Source organism: Mesonia aquimarina (genome assembly GCF_003667275.1).
GTDB lineage: Bacteria > Bacteroidota > Bacteroidia > Flavobacteriales > Flavobacteriaceae > Mesonia > Mesonia aquimarina.
The window spans coordinates 230,722-252,699 of sequence record NZ_RCNV01000002.1 but is presented as its reverse complement, the minus strand read 5'-3'; the positions used below and the strand labels follow the sequence as shown (position 1 = coordinate 252,699).

The 21,978-nt window shown below is 33.2% G+C and carries 25 protein-coding genes and 1 tRNA gene; 16 read left to right on the top strand and 10 right to left on the bottom strand.

What is annotated here, in order from left to right; genetic code table 11:
• The first annotated feature begins 157 nt into the window (after positions 1-157).
• Complete coding sequence (locus D9R05_RS15455; protein ID WP_162984898.1) at positions 158-706, top strand: SRPBCC family protein; 549 nt, start codon at positions 158-160, stop codon at positions 704-706.
• 4 nt (positions 707-710) lie between these two features.
• Here the strand turns inward: D9R05_RS15455 and D9R05_RS04640 are convergent, their stop codons facing one another.
• Both D9R05_RS04640 and rbfA read right to left on the bottom strand, forming a co-directional pair.
• Positions 711-1,913, bottom strand: a complete 1,203-nt coding sequence (locus tag D9R05_RS04640; protein WP_121666066.1) for an ABC transporter permease — start codon at positions 1,911-1,913, stop codon at positions 711-713.
• Positions 1,914-1,915: 2 nt separating this feature from the next.
• Positions 1,916-2,317: a 30S ribosome-binding factor RbfA gene (gene rbfA / locus D9R05_RS04635; RefSeq protein WP_121666065.1), complete on the bottom strand. Its 402-nt coding sequence runs from the start codon at positions 2,315-2,317 to the stop codon at positions 1,916-1,918.
• A gap of 110 nt (positions 2,318-2,427) precedes the next feature.
• Here rbfA and mce point away from each other — a divergent pair, with 110 nt between their 5' ends.
• The 5 genes from mce (at position 2,428) to D9R05_RS04610 (ending at position 4,618) form a co-directional block, all read left to right on the top strand.
• Positions 2,428-2,832: a methylmalonyl-CoA epimerase gene (gene mce, locus D9R05_RS04630; RefSeq protein WP_121666064.1), complete on the top strand. Its 405-nt coding sequence runs from the start codon at positions 2,428-2,430 to the stop codon at positions 2,830-2,832.
• Positions 2,833-2,886: 54 nt separating this feature from the next.
• Positions 2,887-2,960 (top strand) — tRNA-Ile (locus D9R05_RS04625).
• 154 nt (positions 2,961-3,114) lie between these two features.
• Complete coding sequence (locus D9R05_RS04620; protein WP_205589268.1) at positions 3,115-3,816, top strand: flavodoxin family protein; 702 nt, start codon at positions 3,115-3,117, stop codon at positions 3,814-3,816.
• A 35-nt stretch (positions 3,817-3,851) separates the two neighbouring features.
• A complete protein-coding gene (locus tag D9R05_RS04615) occupies positions 3,852-4,355 on the top strand; it encodes a hypothetical protein (RefSeq protein ID WP_121666062.1) in 504 nt (167 codons plus the stop codon).
• Entirely contained in the window at positions 4,355-4,618 is a 264-nt protein-coding gene (locus D9R05_RS04610; RefSeq protein WP_121666061.1) for a hypothetical protein, read from the top strand. The genes D9R05_RS04615 and D9R05_RS04610 overlap by 1 nt, the downstream gene beginning before the upstream one ends.
• Here D9R05_RS04610 and D9R05_RS04605 read toward each other — a convergent pair.
• Positions 4,593-5,201, bottom strand: coding sequence for an MCP four helix bundle domain-containing protein (locus D9R05_RS04605; RefSeq protein ID WP_121666060.1), 609 nt, complete (start codon positions 5,199-5,201; stop codon positions 4,593-4,595). The genes D9R05_RS04610 and D9R05_RS04605 overlap by 26 nt on opposite strands.
• Positions 5,202-5,243: 42 nt before the next feature.
• Entirely contained in the window at positions 5,244-5,843 is a 600-nt protein-coding gene (locus D9R05_RS04600; protein WP_121666059.1) for a riboflavin synthase, read from the bottom strand.
• 116 nt (positions 5,844-5,959) lie between these two features.
• Here D9R05_RS04600 and pdxA point away from each other — a divergent pair, with 116 nt between their 5' ends.
• The 8 genes from pdxA to D9R05_RS04560 all read left to right on the top strand — a co-directional run bounded on the left by pdxA (position 5,960) and on the right by D9R05_RS04560 (position 12,214).
• Positions 5,960-7,006, top strand: coding sequence for a 4-hydroxythreonine-4-phosphate dehydrogenase PdxA (gene pdxA / locus D9R05_RS04595; RefSeq protein ID WP_121666058.1), 1,047 nt, complete (start codon positions 5,960-5,962; stop codon positions 7,004-7,006).
• A gap of 71 nt (positions 7,007-7,077) precedes the next feature.
• On the top strand, positions 7,078-7,620 hold the full coding sequence (locus D9R05_RS04590; protein ID WP_121666057.1) for a YceD family protein: 543 nt from the start codon (positions 7,078-7,080) through the stop codon (positions 7,618-7,620).
• A gap of 12 nt (positions 7,621-7,632) precedes the next feature.
• Positions 7,633-7,830, top strand: a complete 198-nt coding sequence (gene rpmF / locus D9R05_RS04585; RefSeq protein WP_121666056.1) for a 50S ribosomal protein L32 — start codon at positions 7,633-7,635, stop codon at positions 7,828-7,830.
• 216 nt (positions 7,831-8,046) lie between these two features.
• Positions 8,047-9,042 (top strand): beta-ketoacyl-ACP synthase III, encoded by a 996-nt coding sequence (locus D9R05_RS04580; protein ID WP_121666055.1) that lies wholly within the window; start codon positions 8,047-8,049, stop codon positions 9,040-9,042.
• 23 nt (positions 9,043-9,065) lie between these two features.
• Positions 9,066-9,584: an acetyl-CoA carboxylase biotin carboxyl carrier protein gene (gene accB, locus D9R05_RS04575; protein WP_121666054.1), complete on the top strand. Its 519-nt coding sequence runs from the start codon at positions 9,066-9,068 to the stop codon at positions 9,582-9,584.
• A gap of 88 nt (positions 9,585-9,672) precedes the next feature.
• On the top strand, positions 9,673-11,031 hold the full coding sequence (gene accC, locus D9R05_RS04570) for an acetyl-CoA carboxylase biotin carboxylase subunit (protein ID WP_121666053.1): 1,359 nt from the start codon (positions 9,673-9,675) through the stop codon (positions 11,029-11,031).
• A 39-nt stretch (positions 11,032-11,070) separates the two neighbouring features.
• Positions 11,071-11,775 carry a monofunctional biosynthetic peptidoglycan transglycosylase gene (mtgA, locus tag D9R05_RS04565; RefSeq protein ID WP_121666052.1) on the top strand — a complete coding sequence of 235 codons (705 nt, stop codon included), beginning with the start codon at positions 11,071-11,073 and terminating at the stop codon, positions 11,773-11,775.
• On the top strand, positions 11,762-12,214 hold the full coding sequence (locus D9R05_RS04560; RefSeq protein ID WP_240462921.1) for a transcription elongation factor: 453 nt from the start codon (positions 11,762-11,764) through the stop codon (positions 12,212-12,214). Before mtgA ends, D9R05_RS04560 begins: the two co-directional genes overlap by 14 nt.
• A gap of 2 nt (positions 12,215-12,216) precedes the next feature.
• Here D9R05_RS04560 and D9R05_RS04555 read toward each other — a convergent pair whose 3' ends face one another.
• The gene (locus D9R05_RS04555) at positions 12,217-13,182 is read right to left on the bottom strand and encodes an ABC transporter ATP-binding protein (protein WP_121666051.1); all 966 of its coding nucleotides are present in this window, start codon (positions 13,180-13,182) and stop codon (positions 12,217-12,219) included.
• Between the two features lie 106 nt (positions 13,183-13,288).
• On the opposite strand from D9R05_RS04555, the gene D9R05_RS04550 reads away from it, so the two are divergent.
• The gene (locus D9R05_RS04550; protein WP_162984897.1) at positions 13,289-13,921 is read left to right on the top strand and encodes a hypothetical protein; all 633 of its coding nucleotides are present in this window, start codon (positions 13,289-13,291) and stop codon (positions 13,919-13,921) included.
• 10 nt (positions 13,922-13,931) lie between these two features.
• A complete protein-coding gene (locus tag D9R05_RS04545; RefSeq protein ID WP_121666049.1) occupies positions 13,932-14,840 on the top strand; it encodes a M28 family metallopeptidase in 909 nt (302 codons plus the stop codon).
• 150 nt (positions 14,841-14,990) lie between these two features.
• On the opposite strand, the gene D9R05_RS04540 is transcribed toward D9R05_RS04545, so the two are convergent.
• The 5 genes from D9R05_RS04540 to D9R05_RS04520 form a co-directional block, all read right to left on the bottom strand.
• Positions 14,991-17,147 carry a prolyl oligopeptidase family serine peptidase gene (locus D9R05_RS04540; protein WP_121666048.1) on the bottom strand — a complete coding sequence of 719 codons (2,157 nt, stop codon included), beginning with the start codon at positions 17,145-17,147 and terminating at the stop codon, positions 14,991-14,993.
• 114 nt (positions 17,148-17,261) lie between these two features.
• On the bottom strand, positions 17,262-17,825 hold the full coding sequence (locus tag D9R05_RS04535) for a type 1 periplasmic binding fold superfamily protein (protein WP_121666047.1): 564 nt from the start codon (positions 17,823-17,825) through the stop codon (positions 17,262-17,264).
• A gap of 65 nt (positions 17,826-17,890) precedes the next feature.
• On the bottom strand, positions 17,891-20,296 hold the full coding sequence (locus D9R05_RS04530; protein ID WP_121666215.1) for a TonB-dependent receptor: 2,406 nt from the start codon (positions 20,294-20,296) through the stop codon (positions 17,891-17,893).
• A 197-nt stretch (positions 20,297-20,493) separates the two neighbouring features.
• Positions 20,494-20,745 (bottom strand): hypothetical protein, encoded by a 252-nt coding sequence (locus D9R05_RS04525; RefSeq protein ID WP_162984896.1) that lies wholly within the window; start codon positions 20,743-20,745, stop codon positions 20,494-20,496.
• A gap of 144 nt (positions 20,746-20,889) precedes the next feature.
• Positions 20,890-21,876 carry an aspartate-semialdehyde dehydrogenase gene (locus D9R05_RS04520; RefSeq protein ID WP_121666045.1) on the bottom strand — a complete coding sequence of 329 codons (987 nt, stop codon included), beginning with the start codon at positions 21,874-21,876 and terminating at the stop codon, positions 20,890-20,892.
• Positions 21,877-21,978: the final 102 nt, after the last annotated feature.

The following is a 21,978-nucleotide window of genomic DNA, read 5'->3' as shown; positions in this document are numbered from 1 at the left end:
TTTAGCAATTGAAGGACTTATTTGTGTTATAATGGCAAGTCCGTTGCTGTTATTGAGCATTTGGTTGGGATCTTATATTGGCTTTATAATTTCTGAAAGAAAATTTTTAAAATCGAAAATAGTAAATTCTCTTCTTGTTATTTTGTGCTTAGGCTTTATGAGTTTTGATTATATTAATTTACCAGCTGAATTAACTCCTGTTAAAACAAAAATTGTTATTGATGCTCCTATAGAGAAAGTCTGGGAAAATGTAATTCAATTTGATAAACTCGAAGAGCCTGAAGATTGGATATTTAAAACAGGAATTTCATATCCAGTTGATGCTGAAATTAAAGGAAATGGAGTAGGAGCAGTTAGATATTGTAATTTTACGACCGGAAGTTTTGTTGAGCCAATTACAACTTGGAATAAACCAACTTTGCTTCAGTTCGATGTAAAAGAACAACCTATACCGATGAATGAAATAAATCCATTTTATGAAGTTCACCCACCACATCTAGAAGGTTATTTTAAGTCTTACAAAGGACAATTTAAACTAAAAAAAATAAATAGTAATAAAACAGAAATAGAAGGAACTACTTGGTATAAAGTTTCAATTTCACCTGAGTTTTATTGGAAGTCCTGGTCAGACTTTATTATTCACAGAATTCATAAGAGGGTTTTAAGGCATATAAAAAAAGAATCTGAAGAGAATTTGAATTTATAAATTCTTAATCTCTTAGAATTTTTCCAACCCGAGTTGCCCCAATATAGGAGGCACTTACGCCTAAAATCATAATTGTAAAAAAGACGACTACAAAATTTTCGGCTACTAATTTTACAGGATAAGCTAGAGTAGGAGTAATCATAACCAGATCAAATTTTAGCTGTAAAAAGATAATTAGCCAACCTACAAATAAACCAAGCACACCACCAATAAATGTTAAAAGTGAACCTTGCAAAAAGAATATTCGTTTTATTTCTTTAGCGCGAGCGCCTAAATTAAAAAGTGTTTTAATATTATGTTGCTTGTCTAAAATTGCCATAACAATTGCTCCGCCCACGTTGAATAATGCAATAATTAGCACCAACGTAAAAATTAGATAAACCGCTAAATTTTCTGTGTTTAGCATTTTATAGAGTTTATCATTTAACTGCATTCTATTTTTAATACTGAAATTTTCTTCATCAAAAATTTTACGAAGCTCTTGAGTAACCGCAATTTCTTGCTCGGTGTTTTTAAGTTCTATTTCTATACCTGAAATACTATTTTCATCGAGCTCTAATAAGTCTTGCGCTAACGTTAGTGGAGTAAATACATATTTTCCGTTAAGTTCTTCATTGATGTTATAAACCCCAATAACCATCGCTTTTTCTGAATGAAAAGCTTTTCTCGGGTCGATAACTTGTCCTTTTCCCGGGCGAGGAACCATCATTTTTAACATTCCGCTGTAATCCATCACGCCCAATGAAAGCTTACGCGAAATGCTTGCTCCTATTACAACTTGTTTTTCTTGTTGATGTAGCCACGTTCCGGCAATAAGAGCACTGTCTACGTGGTTAACATTCAGATAATTATCATCTATGCCTTTAATAAAAGCAGGTAAGTTTTTCTTATTAAAATTCAGCAATACACGTTCTTCAACTATACTTGAATAATTTTTGATGCCCGAAATTTCTTTTAATCGGTTCTTTTCTTCTTGAGATAGAGAAAATGTTTTTCCGGTAGTTGGTAGTACTTTTAAATCTGGATCAAATTCATTAGAAAAAGAAAGACTAAATTCTTTTAAACCCGAAAAACCTGAAAGTACAATAAACAAAGCCAAAGCACCGGCAAAAACACCAATACCCGCAATAATGGTAATAATATTGATGGCGTTGTTTTTGCTTTTTGTAAACAAATACCGCTTGGCGATGTAATACGAAAAATTCAATTTTAAGACTTTTTGCGTTTGTCTAGTAAATCTGGGTTTTTAATAGGATCTTCTTCTTCATCTCCTTTTACAGCCTTTTCAATCGAATCTATATGCTCTAAAGAATCATCTAGAAATAAGGAAAGATCGGGCATTTTTCGAAGCTGATTTTTTGTGCGTAGTGCAATTTGATGCTTCAGTTGAGATTTTATAGATTTTAACTCTTCTAAAATCGGTTTAGCTTTTTCATTCGGAAAAATACTAATATAAGCTTTCGCAATAGAAAGATCTGTTGTTACTCGAACTTTAGAAACCGAAACTATTACACGGTTTTCACCTGCTTTTCTTAATTCTTCTTGTATTACATCGGTAAGGTCTTTTTGTAAAACCCCACCAATTTTTTTTTGTCTGTTTGTTTCTTCCATAGTGCAAAAGTAGCCTTTTTAAAAGTTATGGTATTTTTGTAGAACAAAAAATAGAAAATTTCTTACAATTAAGCCTATTTTTATAATACAAAACCTTTAAAAAAAGTTAGATGAAAAAAATAGAACATTTAGGTATTGCTGTTAAAAACTTAGAAGAAGCTAATAAATTATACAGTCAGTTATTAAACGAAGAGCCTTATAAAGAAGAAGGCGTGGAGAGTGAAGGCGTGCTGACTTCGTTTTTTAGAGCCGGAGAAAGTAAAATTGAATTATTAGCGGCAACAAATCCTGAGAGTCCGATTGCAAAATTTATTGATAAAAAAGGAGAAGGCATACACCATATTGCTTTTGCGGTAGATGATATTGAAAAAGAAATAGAAGAATTAAAAGCAAAGGGATTTACGGTCTTAAATGAAAATCCCAAAAAAGGTGCTGATAATAAACGAGTTGCATTTTTACATCCAAAATCTTCTCATGGTGTTTTGGTAGAACTTTGCGAGGAGATAAAAAATTAAGCTAAAAATAGTTGTCTCCTAAAAATCTATTGTATATTTTTGCCAACCGTTTCGGGTCCTATAGCTCAGCTGGTTAGAGCACTTGACTCATAATCAAGGGGTCCCTGGTTCGAGCCCAGGTGGGACCACAAATTTTATCTTAAAAAAGCCTTACAAATAGAATGTTTGTAAGGCTTTTTATTTTTAGATTATATAGGGCATCAGTATTTTTTAAGAAAAGTACTTTTTTTTAAAAATTAGACAAATAGCTTATCTTTAAAACGATAACCTAAATTGTCTGCAATGGATTTTAGCCTGCTTAAAGCCGTTTATGTAAATTGTACATTAAAAAAATCTCCAGAAACTAGTCATACTTCCGGATTAATGAATCTTTCTAAAAATATTATGAAGAAAGAAAAAGTTGAAGTTGATGAAATACGCTTGGTAGATCATGAAGTAGCTAGTGGTGTTTATCCTGATATGACCGAGCACGGTTGGCAAAAAGATGAATGGCCTCAATTATTTGATCGCATTTTTAAAGCCGATATTTTAATAGTAGGAACCCCAATTTGGCTTGGCGAAAAATCTTCTATTGCTCAAAAACTTATTGAGCGGCTTTATGCAATGAGCGGAAAAACAAATAAAAAAGGACAGTATATTTTTTACGGAAAAGTAGGCGGATGCATTATTACCGGTAATGAAGATGGTGTAAAACACTGTGCAATGGGTTTACTTTATTCGCTACAACACGTAGGTTATTCAATACCGCCACAAGCCGATAGCGGGTGGATTGGAGAAGTTGGCCCGGGGCCAAGTTATTTAGATGAAGAGTCCGATGCAAAGAACAATGATTTTACAAACCGAAACACTACATTTTTAACTTACAATTTATTGCATTTAGCAAAAATGCTAAAAGAACAAAACGGTTATCCTGCCTATGGAAATTCAAGAGAAGATTGGGACAAGGGAAAAAGATGGAACTTTGAAAACCCAGAATATCGTTAGAAAAGATTAAGTTTGCGTTCTTATATTTAACCTTTATGAAAAAAACAATCCTACTTTTTTTAATTACATTCGCTGCAGTAGCTTGTCAGAATGAAGTAATAAGCGCTTTTTTTAAAATAAATAAAGACCTCGAAAAAACTATTGCGACCGAAGAAAAGGCGATAGATAGTTTACAAAATTTACAAGAGACAAATAGAGAAGCAATGTTAGAAATGCGTTTTATACGCATAAGTTTGAACGAATATAAGACCCAAAAAGAAGCTATTATTTCAGAATTAGAAAGTGATTATGAAAATTTAGAAACTGAATTAAACCCTGACAGCGAACTTTTAAAGAATGGAAGTTTGTCAGAATTGAATAAAGAAGCTTCAAAAATTATAAAAATAGTCAATACTAAATTACCAGAAAAAGTAGACCAAAAAAGTCTAGATGTAAAAGATATAGAGGGGTTTCCAATAATTGCGGTAATCGCTAAACTAAACACCCAGCATCAAGCTTTGGTAAAAAAGCTTCACCAGTTTCTAGAAATAAAAAACTAATGAAAAATATACCAAAAATATTAACTCTTGTTTCGGTAATACTTTTGCTATATTGGTTAGTGACAAAAACTATAAATATCTATGACTATGTGGTATTAGGGGCTATTTATGAACTTACTTCACTTATAGCGGTAGCAGCAACTTTTTTACTGCCAATTTTTTCTTTAGTAATTTGGGGGAAATCTAAATTTTCTAAAGGGTTAAAATATTTTTTACCAATATTTATTTCTATAGGAACTATTTTTGTGATGATTTTTCTTTAGGATTGTACATTACAATAATTTGAATGCCAAGGGCAAGAAAAATCATTAAATAAATTTCTATTTGGGTAAACAACTCTACGGTATCAACTGCTTTTTTACTGATAGACATTTGCCTGCTGCCTTCTTTCAGTTGAATTTCAGATAACTCATTAAGGTTTTGTTTAATGTTAGAAATATAACTAATCGATTTATCTTTATTAGCAAACCCCGTTTTTAATAATGAACTTTCAGAGTTAACCAAATCTTGAAAATTATTTTTAAAATTTCTAAAAACACGAGTTTCCTTTGCAGTTAATTTTGTTTGCTCATAACGGTTAATAATTCCATTTATATGATTATTAACTGCTGTATTTTTTTGTGTAAAAAAACTAGAATCATTTAAAATTAAAGCAATTTCCTTTTGCTGAATAGATTTTGAAAAATCAAAAATATAATCTTTTACAATTAGCCGGTCTTTATAAATTGTTTCAACAGAATCTTTAACCCTAACAAAATTATTTCTATCAATTAAATTTGTCATCACAATGAGTACAAAAACTAATAGAATCCCTAAAACCCATTTTATTTTATTGAAAAAAGACATATTACTATAAATTTAAAAATTTAGCTTATTAATTAAATGATATTATTCAGCTTTATTTTGTACTTCCAGCAACCGTTTTACATATTTTCCAATTACATCAAATTCTAAATTAACCGTATCGCCTTCTTTTAAAAACTGAAACGTAGTATGCCCATAAGTGTACGGAATAATAGCTACACTAAACTCATTAAGCTTACTATTTACAACAGTTAAACTAACACCATTTATGGTAATAGAGCCTTTTTCTATCGTTACATTTTGCAGAGCGTGGTCATAAGAAAAAGTAAAAAGGTAACTTCCCTCTTGTGGCTCAATAGCTTTACAAATAGCGGTTTGATCTACGTGTCCTTGCACAATGTGGCCATCAAGCCTTGCACCCATTTTCATACCGCGTTCTAGATTTACAGCATCGCCAACCTTTAATTTTCCTAGGTTGGTTTTTTGTAAAGTTTCTTTAATGGCAGTTACAGTGTAGTTAGAATCGTCTAAATTAACAACTGTTAAGCACACACCATTATGGGCTACACTTTGATCAATTTTTAAAGCTGAAGTAAAATTAGCATTAATACTTATATGCAGGTTTTCACCCTCCTGATCAATAGCGCTAACTTTCCCAATTTCTTCAATAATTCCTGTAAACATAGTTGCCAATTATTTAATTACATTTGTAGTGAGCAAAAATAGCGATAATTTTGTTGAAATAATTCAAGTAAAACTCAACAAAAATAGTTTCTTTAAAAGTTGCAAAAATTTTATAAATGAAAAAAGAACAAAAAATACGTATAGGAATAAGTATTGGCGATCTAAATGGAATTGGTAGCGAAGTAGTTTTAAAAACTTTTGAAGACTCTCGCATGTTAGATTTTTGTACACCGGTAGTTTTTGCCAATAATAAATTACTTACATTCTTTAAAAGACACTATAAATTAAGTTTAAACATTCAAGGAATTGACAGTCCCGAAAAAGCAATCGATGGAAAATTTAATGTAGTAAATGTTTGGAAAGAAAATGTGAAAGTAAATTTTGGGCAAGAAGACAAAAAAATTGGAGAGTATGCATTTAAATCTTTAGAAGCTGCAACCGAAGCTTTAAAAGAAAATAAAATAGACGCCTTGGTAACCGCGCCGATTAATAAGAATGTAATTCAATCAGAAAAATTTAATTTTCCGGGGCATACAGATTACCTCGCCAAAACTTTAGAAGGCAATAGTTTAATGTTAATGATTTCAGACCAGTTAAAGGTTGGTTTATTAACAGACCATGTTCCTGTAAAAAATGTTGCCGAAGTAATTACTCCAGAACTCATTACAAAAAAAGTAGGAATTATAGAAGACACGCTAAAGAAGGATTTCAGAGTAAGAAAGCCAAAAATTGCAATATTAGGTATTAACCCACATAGTGGAGATAATGGTGTTATCGGAAAAGAAGATGAAGAAGTTTTAAAACCAAGCATTCAAAAAATTAATGATAAAGGAAAATTAGTTTTTGGTCCTTTTTCTGCCGATAGTTTTTTTGGTAGTAAAAATTTTAAAAATTTTGATGCAGTAATAGCAGCCTATCACGACCAAGGTTTAATCCCATTTAAGACGCTTTCTTTTGGTAAAGGTGTAAATTATACCGCTGGACTAAAAAAAATACGAACTTCGCCAGACCATGGAACCGCCTATGAGATTGCCGGAAAAGGAGAAGCAGACTTTAGATCATTCAAAGAAGCAGTTTTTTCAGCACTAGAAATTTTTAAAAATAGAGAAGAGTATCAGGAACTCACTAAAAATCCGCTAAAAAAGCAGTCAAAAAAATTGTAAACATTTTTTGTTAATAAATATAGTTAATTCATTATATTTTATATATTTGCACGCCCGAAACTGCCGATGTAATGAAGAAGTTTAAAGCGTATGAAATCCAGTTTGTTGGATTAAAAGTAGGGAGGCACCATTATGATTATCAAATAGATAATGCGTTCTTTGAGTTATTTGAGTATGATGAGTTTAACAAAGTAGACGTTAAAGTAGATCTCAGCCTAGAAAAAAAATCAACCATGTTAGAGTTAGATTTTAAAGTGGCTGGAGTAGTAAACGTAAACTGCGATGTTACTAACGAGCCTTTTGATCAGCCAATAGAAGGAGAGCTTTCTATGGTTATTAAATTTGGTGAAGAATATAATGACGAAAATGAAGAGTTATTAATCATTCCGCACGGCGAATATAAAATACAGGTTCAGCAGTACATTTATGAAGCTATTATTCTTTCCGTTCCGTATAAAAAAATACATCCGGGAGTAGAAGACGGCTCTTTAAATTCAGAAATACTTGATAGGCTAGAAGAATTAGCTCCTAAACAAAAAGAAGAAAAAGATAGCGACGAGGAAATTGATCCACGTTGGAACGAGTTAAAAAAATTATTAAACGACAATAAATAATAACACATAGTTATGGCACATCCTAAGAGAAAGATATCGAAGACCAGAAGAGATAAGAGAAGAACGCATTACAAAGCGAAAGCTCCTCAAATTGCTACCGATCCTACTACAGGAGAAGCTCACCTTTTTCACAGAGCACACTGGCATGAAGGAAAATTATATTACAGAGGACAAGTCTTAATAGACAATACAGAAGAAGTAGAAGCTTAGGCTTTCTAAATAAACAAGAAATTGATATAAAACTCTCATCCAACCGATGAGGGTTTTTTTTAAGCATAAATTTGGCTCTATTTTAAAAACAAAACAGCTTTCAGTTGATTAAGTCCTAAAAACATCTTAATTTGCACCCTGTTTTCGTGAAATTTTGTAATTTCATCAGATTATTTTGTAGGAAAGAGCCTACGTTTGTGTAATAAATCTTTTTTTATGAACAACATAAAAGCAGCTATAACCGCTGTAGGATCTTATGTGCCAGACCACGTTTTAACTAACAAAATGTTAGAAGACCTGGTTGAGACCAACGACGAATGGATAACCACACGTACCGGTATTAAAGAAAGGCGAATACTTAAGGATCCAGATAAAGGCTCTTCTTATTTAGGGATTAGAGCTGCGCAAGACCTTATTGAAAGGAAAAATATTGATCCTGCAGAAATAGATATGCTTATTTTTGCAACTACCACTCCAGATATGCCTGTTGCCGCCACTGGTGTTTATGTAGCTAGTAAAATAGGTGCAGTAAATGCTTTTGCTTATGATTTGCAAGCGGCTTGCTCTAGTTTTTTATACGGAATGTCTACTGCTTCCAGCTATATAGAGTCAGGCAGATATAAAAAAATATTAGTAATTGGTGCAGATAAAATGTCTTCTATCATAAATTATGAAGATAGAGCTACCTGTATCATTTTTGGAGATGGTGCCGGAGCAGCTTTATTTGAACCCAATGAAGAAGGTTATGGATTTCAAGATGAATACTTGAGAAGTGACGGAATCGGTAGAAACTTCTTAAAAATTGATGCCGGAGGTTCTTTACTTCCAGCAAGTCATGAAACTGTAGATAAAAAACAACATTTTGTTCAGCAAGATGGAAAAACTGTTTTTAAGTTTGCTGTTTCTAATATGGCAGGGGTAAGTGAAAAAATTATGAAGCGGAATAATCTAACTCCCGAAAGTGTAGATTGGCTCGTAGCTCATCAAGCTAATAAGCGTATTATAGATGCTACAGCAAACAGAATGAATTTAGATAACTCTAAAGTACTTATGAATATTCAGCGTTACGGAAATACAACATCTGCAACGCTGCCTTTACTTTTAAGCGATTTTGAAAACCAATTAAAACAAGGAGATAATCTTATTTTTGCTTCCTTTGGAGGTGGATTTACCTGGGGTTCTATTTACCTAAAATGGGCTTATAACTCCTAAAAAACAAAAAATACCTTATTATTATGGAATTAAAGGAAATTCAAAATTTAATAAAATTTGTAGCTAAATCAGGAGCTAGTGAAGTGAAGTTAGAAATGGATGATGTTAAAATCACCATTAAAACTTCTTCAGAAGACAAAGAAACTACAATTGTGCAGCAAATCCCAATGGGAGGAATGCCACAACAAATGCCGGCACAACAGCCTATGCAACAGCAGGCGCCAGCACCAGCACAACAACAAGCATCAAGCGGAGGAGCTTCAGAAGAAAAAGCAGAAAGTAAAGAATCTGATGATTCTAAATACATTACTGTAAAATCTCCAATTATTGGTACTTTCTATCGTAAACCTTCTCCAGACAAACCGGTTTTTGTTGAGGTTGGAGATAGCGTAAAAGAAGGAGACGTACTTTGTGTAATTGAAGCGATGAAACTCTTCAATGAAATTGAAAGCGAAGTGAGTGGTAAAATCGTTAAAGTATTAGTAGACGATTCTTCTCCGGTAGAATTTGATCAACCTTTATTTTTGGTAGATCCATCCTAAGAAAATTTTAAATGCTAAATTTTTAAATGATTGTGAACTCATTTAAGATAGTTTAAAATTCTAGTTTTAAAATTTAAAATTTTAAGAGATGTTTAAAAAAATACTAATAGCCAATAGAGGAGAAATTGCACTTCGTGTAATTAGAACCTGTAAAGAAATGGGTATCCAAACGGTGGCAGTATATTCCAAAGCAGATGCAGATAGTTTGCATGTTCGTTTTGCAGATGAAGCCGTTTGTATAGGTCCTGCGCCAAGTAGTGAATCTTACCTAAAAATACCAAATATAATTTCAGCTGCAGAAATCACTAATGCAGATGCTATTCACCCAGGATATGGTTTTCTATCTGAGAACTCTAAGTTTTCTAAAATCTGTCAAGAACACGATATAAAATTTATTGGTGCTTCTGCAGAAATGATAGAAAAAATGGGAGATAAAGCTTCTGCAAGAGCAACAATGCAAGCAGCTGGAGTTCCTTGTATACCTGGTTCTGACGGAATTTTAGAAGATTTTGCAGAATGTAAAAAAGTAGCTAAAAAAATGGGCTATCCTGTAATGCTTAAAGCAACTGCAGGTGGTGGTGGAAAAGGAATGCGTGCAGTTTGGAAAGAGGAAGATCTTGAACCTGCTTGGGAATCCGCTCGTCAAGAAGCTGGTGCTGCTTTCGGAAATGATGGTATGTATATGGAAAAGCTTATTGAAGAGCCACGCCATATTGAAATACAAGTTGTAGGAGATAGCCGTGGTAAAGCTTGTCACTTATCAGAAAGAGATTGCTCTGTGCAACGTCGTCATCAAAAGTTAACAGAAGAAACTCCTTCTCCTTTTATGACTGATGAATTGCGTAAAAAAATGGGTGAAGCAGCCGTAAAAGCTGCAGAATTCATTAAATATGAAGGTGCCGGAACTGTAGAGTTTTTGGTTGATAAGCATAGAAATTTCTATTTTATGGAAATGAATACGCGTATTCAGGTAGAGCACCCAATTACAGAACAAGTAATTGACTATGATTTAATTAGAGAGCAAATTTTAGTTGCTGCAGGAATTCCTATTTCGGGTAAAAATTATTTCCCGCAATTGCATTCTATTGAATGTAGAATTAATGCCGAAGATCCTTACAATAACTTTAGACCTTCACCGGGAGTAATTGGTAATTTACACGCACCAGGTGGTCATGGAGTAAGAATTGATACACACGTGTATAGTGGATATTTAATTCCGCCGAATTACGATTCAATGATCGCTAAATTAATTACCACAGCTCAAACTAGAGAAGAGGCAATTAATAAGATGAAACGCGCGTTAGATGAGTTTGTTATTGAAGGCGTAAAAACAACTATTCCTTTTCACAGACAACTAATGGATCATCCGGATTATATATCAGGAAATTACACCACAAAGTTTATGGAAGATTTTGTGATGGATGATAAATATAAAGATCATCAATAAAATTTAACCCCGATTCTTCGGGGTTTTTTTAGCTCTCTAATGAAAAAACTTCTTCGCTTTTTACTAAAATTTTTAGCTTGGCTTTTTTTACTTTCCATTGTGCTGGTTGTTGTATTTAAATGGGTTCCTGTACCGATTACACCTTTAATGGTAATTCGCTCTATAGAAAATACTTCTGAAGAAAATACTAGTTGGAAACACGATTGGGAACCAATGGAAAATATTTCACCTCATCTTCAAAAAGCCGTAATTTGTAGTGAGGATCAGAATTTTATTCACCATAACGGATTTGATTTTGAAGCCATCGAAAAAGCGATTGAAAATAATAAAAAAGGAAAACGAATTCGCGGAGCGAGCACTATTAGTCAACAAACCGCAAAAAACGTTTTTCTTTGGCCGGGAAGAAATTGGCTTAGAAAAGGCTTAGAAGTGTATTTTACTTTTTTAATTGAAACTATTTGGACAAAAGAACGCATTTTAGAAGTTTACCTCAATAGTATCGAAATGGGCAACGGAATTTACGGTGCAGAAGCCGCTTCACAATTTTGGTTTAAGAAAAAAGCCTCGCAATTAAGTTCTTCTGAAGCCGCTGCGCTTGCCGCGATTTTACCCAATCCTAGAGATTATCGTGCAAACCCGCCGACGCCTTATATTCAACGTAGAAAAAGTTGGATTTTACAGCAAATGAATTATTACGGACCTTTAATTTTTGAAGAAAAAGAAAAGAAAATTGAAAAAAACTAAACGTATTCTTTTTGAAAGATGCCGCGAATATTTAAAGAGTAGAATAGATAGAATTAAAAATTCGTTAACCGATTTAGATGAAGCCTTGGCAAATGAAACCAAGAGCAGCGCTGGCGATAAATATGAAACTTCCAGAGAAATGATTAATGCTGAAATTAACCAGCTTTCAGTTCAATTAAAGCAATTTAAAGAGCAAGAAGAAATTTTAGAACTTGCTATTCAGCGAAAAGAATCGGGAAAAATTCAACTGGGAAGTTTAATTAAAACAACTACCGCAAATTATCTTATTTGTATTTCAGTAGGAAAATTAGAAGTCGATAATGAAACCTATTTTGCGATTGGTGCGAATTCTCCTATTGCGAAAAATATGTTAGGTAAAACTGAAGGTGACTCGTTTTCTTTTCAGCAAAAAGAGATTTTAATTACAGAAGTTCAATAAAATTAAATCCTTCTTTTTTGAATTAATTCTTCAGAAACATTCAAAAAAACAATTGATTCTGCTGGAATAAATTCCTCGTGCGTAAATAAAATTCTCTCTTCAGTAGTTTCTAAAATTGCTTCAATAAAATAATTATTTCCGTTGAAATAAGACTTTTTTACGATTGCTTTTAAGCTTTTTTCAGCAACATTTATTTCTGAAGGATAAATTAACACCGTTCCTTTTTCTATCCCAAAAAGTTCAGCTTTCAAAGAATTAACCTCATTAAAAAGAGAAGCTACATAATACGATGGCGGAAAATCATATAATTTTTCGGGTGTGTTTTCTGCGACAATTTCACCGTTTTTCATGACAAGTGTTTTATCTGAAAAACCGAGCATATCGGTACTATCGTGCGTTGCAAACACACAGCTGATGTTTTGCTTTTTTAGATAAGTAAACAAATTTCGACGGAGTTTATTTTTTCTAAAATTATCAATAAAATTAAAAGGCTCGTCTAACAAAAGTAATTCGGGTTCTTTCGCCAAAACTTGTGCTAAAGCCACGCGCTGTTTTTGTCCGCCACTTAAAAGTTTCACTTTTTTATCAGCAAAATCTTCCAAATCAATTACAGCTAACAACTCATTGGTCCGCTGGTCATTTTCATGTTGACGCTGTCTGCTTAAAAACTTTTCAATGTTTTCTTTTACAGAAGTAAACGGCATTAAATCAAATTCTTGCGCTAAATGTTTCATTTTATCATGACCCGGAATTAAATTAAAAGCCGGTCCTAAAACTTTTTCTTCTTCCCACAAAATTTCTCCATCATCTAGATCTAATAAACCATAAATAGCTTTTAATAATGTACTTTTTCCACAACCGCTTTCACCAATTATACTCGTGTGTTCTCCTTTTTTCAGTTCAAAATTAATCGATTTTAAAGTAGGTTTGTCTTGATAAGAAAAAACGACATTCTTTACCTGAAGCATATTTATAGGTTTAACTTCAAAAATAGATGATAATTTTTATATGGAATAAAAATTAGTAAATTGAACGTTTTTCAATAACCAATTTATGATGTTTAAAAGAAGTTTTATGAAAGATTTTTATTTTATCTTAATTTTTATCATTGCATTTCAAAGACTTTGCTTTTCTCAAGAAGATTTATCTAAAGATTATTCTATAGAATTTAAAAAAGCAAGAGAAGTTTCAACTAGTTTTAATTTAAATTCTACTACAAGAAGCCGAGATGATCGGTTAGCCAAAATTATGGTTAAGTGTAAAGTTAAAGCCTTAGACAAAAAGCCTGTAGATTCAAATGGGTTTTCTTTAGTAGACACGGTTAATAAACTGCGTTATCGATTTGTAGAATATGGGGGCTATTTACCAATTACTATTTTTGTTCCTAATGAGCGAACTAATCGCGTTTTAAAAGAAAAAATCTTAAATGAGAATGGAGAAGAATATAAAAGTATTCCAGATTATGATCCAGATGTTTACGATTCTTTTGAAGACTATAGTATTTCGGGATACAAAAATGTCGAGATCCCAATTAATTTCGGAAACAAAAGGAATCCAAGAAAAAGCGTAACTTATTACACGCCCACACCTTTTAAAAAGTTTACAGCTACTATGTATTTTTTGGTTATAATGGATCAGAAAGAACCAAATTTTGAACTTTATTATCACGATCAAAAAATCGATAATTTTGAAATTGACTTCAAATAAAATGATCTGAATGAAACATTTGACTTTATTTTTTGTGATATTTTTATACGCTTTCGCGGAAGGATTTTCGCAAGAAACAATAACCGAAAAAGAATTAGAAAATCATATTCAGTTTTTAACCGCCGATTCTTTAGCGGGGAGATTTCCTGGAACTAAAGCAAATGAACAAGTTGTAGATTACTTGGTAAACGATTTTAAATCAAATAATATTCCAACACTTATTCAAGAATTTGAAGCAGAATTACGAAAAGATACAACTAGCGGCACCACGTGGAATGTGTTAGGTTTAGTAGAAGGGAATGATTCCATTTTGAAAAAGGAAGTAATTATTCTTGGCGCGCATTACGATCATTTAGGAAAAAAAGACGATAGTATTTATCACGGCGCCGATGATAACGCCAGCGGAACAGCGGCTTTATTAGAAATAGCTGAAAAAATTATAGCTCATAAAAACAACTTAAAACGAAGTCTAGTTTTTATTGCATTCGGTGCAGAAGAACAAGGTTTATTAGGAAGTCAGTTTTTTGTAGAAAACCCGATTGTTCCCATAGAAAATATCAAATTAATGATCAATATGGATATGTTGGGAAGCCTAAATGAAAAATCGCATGTTTACATGGGCGGCGCAGGAACTTTTCCTGAAGGTGAAAAACTTATGAGAAATTTAGGTAAACCGAATAACATAAATCCGGTAGTTCACGCAGGTTCTGTTGGCGGGTCTGATCACGTTTCGTTTTATAAAAAAGAAATTTCAGTGCTTGGAATTCATACTGGCGGAAACGAACACTATCACAAACCGACCGACACAATTGAAACCCTCAATATTTCAGGCGAAGTAAATGTAGCGAACTATATTTATCAAGCGATTATGGAAATTGCAACTTCAGAACGAGAATTAAAGTTTATTCCTCAGGATTAAAAAAGCTGTCAAAAAAGTAGTGAAATTTGTCATTCTGAATTTATTTCAGAATCTCATTCATTTGTTTTCTTAAGTATAATGAGAACCTGAAATAAGTTGAGGTTGACATAAACAAACTTTTCAGACAGCTTTCTATTTCAATTTAAAGCTTTATTTATTTGGTAATTTCTTATACCCCATATTCCATAAAGTAAAGCCATAAATATCGGCGTATTGCTCGATGGTTTTGCTCACGGGAGTTCCGGCACCGTGACCGGCATTTGTTTCAATTCTAATCAAAACAGGATTTTCTCCTGCTTGTTTTTCTTGTAACTCTGCCGCAAACTTAAAACTATGCGCAGGAACTACACGATCGTCATGATCTCCGGTAGTAACTAATGTAGCCGGATATTCGGTTCCTTTTTCTACATTATGCACCGGCGAATATTTGTATAAATAATTAAACATTTCTTTAGAATCTTCGGCAGTTCCGTAATCGTACGCCCAACCTGCGCCTGCAGTAAATGTGTGATAACGTAACATATCTAACACGCCAACAGCCGGTAAAGCTACTTTCATTAATTGTGGTCGCTGCGTCATTGTAGCGCCAACTAACAGTCCGCCGTTAGAACCTCCTCTAATAGCTAAATAATCGCTAGAGGTGTAATTGTTTTCAACTAAATATTCCGCGGCAGCGATAAAATCGTCAAACACGTTTTGCTTCTTTTGTTTAATTCCGGCATCGTGCCATTTTTTTCCATATTCGCCACCACCACGAAGATTTGGTACGGCGTAAATTCCACCTTGTTCCATCCAAACCGCATTTGCAATACTGAACGATGGTGTTAAACTAATATTGAATCCTCCATAACCATAAAGAATTGTCGGGTTTTTTCCGTTGAGTTCAATTCCTTTTTTATGTGTTATAATCATCGGGATTTTAGTACCGTCTTTCGAGGTATAGAAAACTTGTTTGCTTTCATATTCTTCCGTATTAAATTCAATCTTTGGTTTACGGTAAAGTTCAGAAGTTCCGTTTTCAATATCGTATTTATAAATGCTTCCAGGCGTAATGTAATTGGTGAATGAATAATACAATTCTTTTTCTTCTTGTTTTGTGCCAAATCCACCAACACTACCAATTCCAGGTAAATCTACTTCGCGTATTAAATTTCCTTCATAATCATATTGTTTTACAATAGAAACCGCATCTTTCATATATTCGGTGAAAAAATATCCGCCGCCAGTTGACGGACTTAAAACATTTTCGGTTTCCGGAATAAAATCTTCCCAATTTTCTGGCATTGGATTTTCAGCATCTACGGTAACAATTTTCTTATTAGGCGCATTTTTATTGGTGACTAAAAATAGTTTGCTGTCTTTATTTTCAATAAGATAGGTGTCGGTTTCGGTATTTCCGATAATTGTTTTTAACTCGCTGTTGGGTTGCGATAAATCTTTTAAAAACAATTTATTTCCTGAAGTTGATGTGCTCGCTCTAATGGTTAAAAAGCGATTATCTTCAGAAACATTTCCACCAACGTAACGGTGTTTTTCAGCTTCGGTTCCACCAAAAATAAGTTTGTCTTCTTTCTGTGGAGTTCCTAGCTTATGATAATATAATTTATGCTGATCGGTTTTTGCAGACAACTCGCTTCCTTTAGGTTTGTCGTAACTCGAGTAGAAAAAACCTTCATTACTTTTCCACGATAATCCACTGAATTTAATATCAACTAAGGTGTCTTCAATAATTTCTTTAGTTTCAATATTCATGATCAAGACTTTTCGCCAATCGCTTCCGCCTTCAGAAATGGAATAGGCTAAGGTTTTTCCATCTTTAGAGAAACTCATTCCGCCGAGCGAAGTTGTTCCGTCTTCACTGAATTTGTTTGGATCTAGAAATACTTTGGCTGTTGAAGGATTTTCGCCGGTTTTGTAGCGGTAAATTACATATTGATTTTGTAGACCATCATTCTTGCTGAAATAGGTGTAATCGCCTTCTTTGTAAGGAGCGCCCACTTTCTCGTAATTCCATAATTCTGACAAACGTTGCTTTAAAGAATCGCGATAAGGAATTTGCGATAAATAGTCGAATGTGACTTCGTTTTCTTTTTTTACCCACGCTTCAGTTTCTTTGCTTCTATCGTTTTCTAACCAGCGATACGGATCATTTACTTCGGTACCGAAATAGGTATTTACCGTATCCACTTTTTTAGTTTCAGGATAATTCAAGGTGATTTTATTTTTTTGAGTTTCTTTTTTTTGGTCTTTATCTTCTTTACAAGCAATTAAAGACAACATAATAAAGGGAAGAATAATTTTTTTCATGATCAAGAGATTGAATGTTTTCAAATTTACTTAAAAAAGTTATAGCGCTCAAGGGTGAAATAAAAAACCTCGCTAACACTAGCGAGGTTTTTTACTATCCTGACAATAGTTATATTACTGAATTTCTATATCAAAAGAAACTTCAACATCAGTTTCTCCACCTGAAAAGCTTCCGTAACCATCAGAAGTGTCTTTACTTTCTGGCTGGTGTATTAAACGAACAATTACTTCTCCGCTGCTTGTTGCAGTAGTAATCCATTCTGTAAATAAGCCTATTTGTACACCGTTACTGTCGGTTGAAGCTTCGCTGTCTGTTCGATTTAAATCTACCGAAGCTTCAGAAAAACTATAGGTTATAAAATGATCGTCTCTTTCTTCCTGTACTTCTGCTGTAATTAGTTCAGGATCTTGCGGGTTAGAGTTGTTGTAAAAATTTGTTTCTACTTGGTAAATTTCACCTTCATTTAATAAAATAACCGGGTCAACATAATTTTCATCTCTATACTGTGGATCGGTAAATGTATAGGTTGTTTCTTCGTTACTTTCATTAGTAAATGTTAAGGAAACATCTGTAATAACCTCTTCTTCGTTAATAACTTCTGGAGCATCGTCGTCGTCCGAGCAAGAAGTAAATGCGATTGCTGTAATAAAAAGAGCTAATAATTTTAAATTCTTCATCATTATTTGTTTTTAAATTTATATTTGATTTATGCGTCACTGAAGACTTATTTCAGTGACAGTTTTTAATAATTAAATTTTAATTGTAAAGTGAAATTTCTTCCGAGGTTATCGGCGTAATAACGCAATCTGTTTAAATAATCCCGGTAAGAAGTATTCAATAAATTATTTGCACTGAAGCCAACTTCCAAACTGCCTTTTTTAAAAGGATAAAAAGTGGCTCGTGCATTAAAACCTACCAGAAAATATGCTTCTGGAGGAGTGCTTACATCGACAAGTGTATTTACATAATTGTCATTTTCTAGCACATTGTAATAAAAATTATTGTCAGGATATTGGTTTTGACGAGCAACAAAATCGCCTGTCAAATTTAAGTTTAAATTATGCCAGTTTTTCTGCTGAAAACTAATTGTATTCGCCAAGTTAGCAGGAGGCATATCTATAAGGTATTTATTGTTTTTTGTATCTCTTCCGTTTACGTAAGCAAATTTCCCACGGTAATTAAATTTGTCAGACATTCTGTAATTCCAATCTATATCTACGCCAAATAAACGAGCATTTACTTGTCGATATTCCCAAACTGGAAATGCACCTCGAATAGTAGTTTCTACGCTGTTGGGCTCTAGAAGCAAAAAGTTATTTATATAATTATAATAAGGCGAGATATTAAAGCTGAAATCGCCTTTATTTTTAGTAAATGAAATACTGAACTTATGAGAAGTTTCTTTCCCGAAACGTAAATCTCCTAACTCTATTATTGCAGCTGAATGGTGTAAGCCATCGGCAAATAATTCAGCAGGATTTGGTGCTCGACTGGCAAGTGCATAATTTCCATTCAGTTGAAACTGATTAAAAGTATAACTAACTCCGCCGGTGGCTGAAAAATTATTAAAATTAAAAACCGGATTGGTTAAATATTGCGTGCCAAAATCTTCAACAATAATATCAGCAAAATCCTCATCATAATTACGCTCGTTCCATCTTGATTTTAAGTAAAATTTTTCTGCATCAAGATGAGTGTAATCAAATCGAAAACCCATTTCAGCTAACCAGTGATTATCAATTTTGTATTCTCCGCTAGCAAAAACACCAAGCTTATACTGTTTATAATCAGGTATTAGTCTTCTTACACCAGTTGCAGGATTGGGGAAATTTTCTTGATAATTACTGTTTATTCCAACGTTAATGAGGTATTCATTGTTGGCGTCAAATTTAAAATTGCTTGTAAGCGTATGCGTTTGTAACTCTAGATCTAAAGAAGGTTTTCCGCGGTCATCGCCAGTTCTAATATCATATTCTAGCCGATTATTAAGCTGATAATCATATTGAACATTTAATTTTCCTAAATTTTCAATCCGCTTGTAATATTTAAAACGTGCTAAATGATGTTCGACCTCTTGCTTAGGAGGATTTATATCATAAGTAAAATCTCTAATTATAGAAGGCGCTGGACTATTAATTGCTCTTATAAGGTCGCTTACGTTACCGATATGAGATGAGCTTAAAATTCCAATTTCTGTATTGTAATAGCTGTAAAAAATATCAAAACCCGAAGAAAACTTATTTAATCCAAGGTTTAGAGAGAAGTCTTTTTCTTCGTTTCCGGTGTTTGAAAGTACATAATCTGGAGCTTCAAAATCACCAAATTTTTTAACTGTTCCTTGTGCTTTTGCATACCATCCGTTTTTAAAGCTTTTTACTAAGCTTGAGGTAACTGAACCTCCACGACCATTGGTAGAGCCCGAAAGTATAGTTTTTCCGTATAAAGTATCTTTGACAGGAATCTTTTCAGGCTCTACAATGATGGTTCCTCCAATGGCATCGCCACCATATTGAAGTGCCGAAGCTCCTTTTACAACGCTAATATTTCCTGCCGAATTTAAATCGATATTAGGGGCGTGTTCTGCTCCCCATTGTTGATCTTCCATACGAACACCGTGATTCATAATAAGTACACGACTGCTATGTAAACCTTGTATTACTGGTTTTACAACACGGTTACCGGTATTTAAAGAAGAAACTCCACTTATTTCTTTTAAAGCATCGCCCAGAGTAGCTGAACTGTATTTTTCTAGTGTTTCTTTTTCTATACGTTGCTCTTGTCCGGTTTTAGTTTGCTGAATGTATTGTCTTCCAGTTATAAGAACCTCGCCTAATTCTTTTAAGTGATGCTCTAATTTTATTTTTACTGAAGTATTACCTTCAATTAAAACAGGGTAAATAAGATCTTGACATTCCGGATGTGAAATTTTTAGTTCAAGTTTTCCCTCACATAAATCGTTGATTTTAAAATTTCCATCAAAATCTGAATAGACCTCTATGTCTTTTCCATCAACTTGAATGATGGCATCAGTTAGGGGATCTCCGTTATGAAAATCGACTAATTTACCAGTTAAGGTATTTGAACAATTTTGTGCTTGTACCGAAAAACTAAACGCTATAATTATAATAAGCGCTGAAATAGCTTTCATTTTATAAAATTTTATACCATTAATAAAATTCATTTTTTCAGGAAGTCGCCTAGAAAAAAATGACTGATACTGAATAAAAAGGATTTGTTTTTTAAACTACCAGATATAAATTGTTAGTACAGGAATAGAGCCTCATAACAATCGCAAAAAGTGGCAGAAAAAAAATCAAACCGAATTATTATTCAATAGAATATTGATTAAACGGTATAAAAAGGGGGAGGTTTATTGAATATAAGGCAAACCGGTTTTTTTGAAGAAGGAATAAAGTTATAAAAACTTATTTCTTCAGAAGCTGAATCTACAACAACAGGAGTTGCAATTTCATAGGTTTCTTCTGCAGGAATAACCGGTGTATGCGTGTCAGTTCCTGATAAATGGCACCAAACACAATCTTCTGCTCCTTGTAAATCATCCTGATGAGAGAAACTGTGCAGTCCTGCTACTTTCAATAATAAGAAAGTAAACAAGAATATAAATGCGGTACTATTTTTAAATCGCTGACTAAACATTGAATGCAAAGCTATAAAAGAAAAAACCAACTAAATGTTAAAAAACGACAAATTTAGTTGGTTTACTTTTTTGACAATCAATTATTAAGCATTCACTTTTAATAAATATTCAGCAATTTGAATAGCATTTGTCGCTGCGCCTTTCCTAAGATTATCGGCAACGATCCACATATTTAAAGCTCGCGGATGTGAATGGTCTTTTCTAATTCGACCTACAAAAACATCGTTCTTTCCTTCTGCATAAATAGGCATCGGATATACATTTACCGTAGGATTATCTTGTAAAGTAATGCCTGGGAAATCTTTAAGAATTTGTTTGATATCACTAATTTCAAAATCGTTTTCAAATTCAATATTTACCGATTCACTGTGACCACCAACAACCGGAATTCTAACGGCAGTTGCTGAAACCAAAACAGAATCGTCATTTAAAATCTTTTTCGTTTCATGCGTGAGTTTCATCTCTTCTTTCGTATAATCGTTCTCTAAGAAAACATCGCAATGCGGAAGTGCATTTTTATGAATAGGATATGGATAAGCCATTTCTGCCTTTTCATTGTTATATTCACTTTCTAATTGTTGTACTGCTTTTACGCCGGTTCCCGTAATCGATTGATAGGTTGAAACGATTACGCGCTTTATTTTGAATTTATCGTGAAGTGGTTTTAACGTTAATACCAACTGAATGGTAGAACAATTTGGGTTGGCTATAATTTTGTCATCTTCAGTTAAAGCCTCGGCGTTAATTTCCGGTACAATTAATTTTTTAGTCGGATCCATTCGCCAAGCAGAAGAATTATCAATTACCGTAGTTCCTGCTTCTGCAAATTTTGGAGCCCATTCTAAGGAGGTTTCTCCACCTGCAGAAAATAAAGCAATTTCAGGTTTTCGTTTTACTGCTGTTTCAAGATTGACAACTTTATATTTATTTCCTTTAAAATCAATTTCTTTTCCTACAGATTTTTCTGAAGCTACAGGAATTAATTCGGTTACGGGAAAATCTCTTTCTGCTAAAATGCTTAGCATCACTTGGCCAACCATTCCGGTGGCTCCAACAACAGCTACTTTCATTGTACTGAAATTCTAATCTATTAATTAATAAAATATACCTTCTTTAGGTTTTGCAAAGATATTACAGAATAGGGAAGTAACAGCCAATTTTAAACCGAAAAG

Coding starts and splice junctions, on each gene's coding strand:
- D9R05_RS04545 (WP_121666049.1), top strand. CDS start 13,932: ATGAAACATTTGACTTTATTTTTTGTGATATTTTTATACGCTTTCGCG.
- D9R05_RS04520 (WP_121666045.1), bottom strand. CDS start 21,876: ATGAAAGTAGCTGTTGTTGGAGCCACCGGAATGGTTGGCCAAGTGATG.
- D9R05_RS04590 (WP_121666057.1), top strand. CDS start 7,078: ATGAAGAAGTTTAAAGCGTATGAAATCCAGTTTGTTGGATTAAAAGTA.
- D9R05_RS04555 (WP_121666051.1), bottom strand. CDS start 13,182: ATGCTTCAGGTAAAGAATGTCGTTTTTTCTTATCAAGACAAACCTACT.
- accB (WP_121666054.1), top strand. CDS start 9,066: ATGGAATTAAAGGAAATTCAAAATTTAATAAAATTTGTAGCTAAATCA.
- accC (WP_121666053.1), top strand. CDS start 9,673: ATGTTTAAAAAAATACTAATAGCCAATAGAGGAGAAATTGCACTTCGT.
- mtgA (WP_121666052.1), top strand. CDS start 11,071: ATGAAAAAACTTCTTCGCTTTTTACTAAAATTTTTAGCTTGGCTTTTT.
- D9R05_RS04615 (WP_121666062.1), top strand. CDS start 3,852: ATGAAAAAAACAATCCTACTTTTTTTAATTACATTCGCTGCAGTAGCT.
- D9R05_RS04600 (WP_121666059.1), bottom strand. CDS start 5,843: ATGTTTACAGGAATTATTGAAGAAATTGGGAAAGTTAGCGCTATTGAT.
- mce (WP_121666064.1), top strand. CDS start 2,428: ATGAAAAAAATAGAACATTTAGGTATTGCTGTTAAAAACTTAGAAGAA.
- pdxA (WP_121666058.1), top strand. CDS start 5,960: ATGAAAAAAGAACAAAAAATACGTATAGGAATAAGTATTGGCGATCTA.
- D9R05_RS04540 (WP_121666048.1), bottom strand. CDS start 17,147: ATGAAAAAAATTATTCTTCCCTTTATTATGTTGTCTTTAATTGCTTGT.
- D9R05_RS15455 (WP_162984898.1), top strand. CDS start 158: ATGAGTTTTGATTATATTAATTTACCAGCTGAATTAACTCCTGTTAAA.
- D9R05_RS04535 (WP_121666047.1), bottom strand. CDS start 17,825: ATGAAGAATTTAAAATTATTAGCTCTTTTTATTACAGCAATCGCATTT.
- rbfA (WP_121666065.1), bottom strand. CDS start 2,317: ATGGAAGAAACAAACAGACAAAAAAAAATTGGTGGGGTTTTACAAAAA.
- D9R05_RS04620 (WP_205589268.1), top strand. CDS start 3,115: ATGGATTTTAGCCTGCTTAAAGCCGTTTATGTAAATTGTACATTAAAA.
- D9R05_RS04550 (WP_162984897.1), top strand. CDS start 13,289: ATGAAAGATTTTTATTTTATCTTAATTTTTATCATTGCATTTCAAAGA.
- D9R05_RS04610 (WP_121666061.1), top strand. CDS start 4,355: ATGAAAAATATACCAAAAATATTAACTCTTGTTTCGGTAATACTTTTG.
- D9R05_RS04580 (WP_121666055.1), top strand. CDS start 8,047: ATGAACAACATAAAAGCAGCTATAACCGCTGTAGGATCTTATGTGCCA.
- D9R05_RS04605 (WP_121666060.1), bottom strand. CDS start 5,201: ATGTCTTTTTTCAATAAAATAAAATGGGTTTTAGGGATTCTATTAGTT.
- D9R05_RS04530 (WP_121666215.1), bottom strand. CDS start 20,296: ATGAAAGCTATTTCAGCGCTTATTATAATTATAGCGTTTAGTTTTTCG.
- rpmF (WP_121666056.1), top strand. CDS start 7,633: ATGGCACATCCTAAGAGAAAGATATCGAAGACCAGAAGAGATAAGAGA.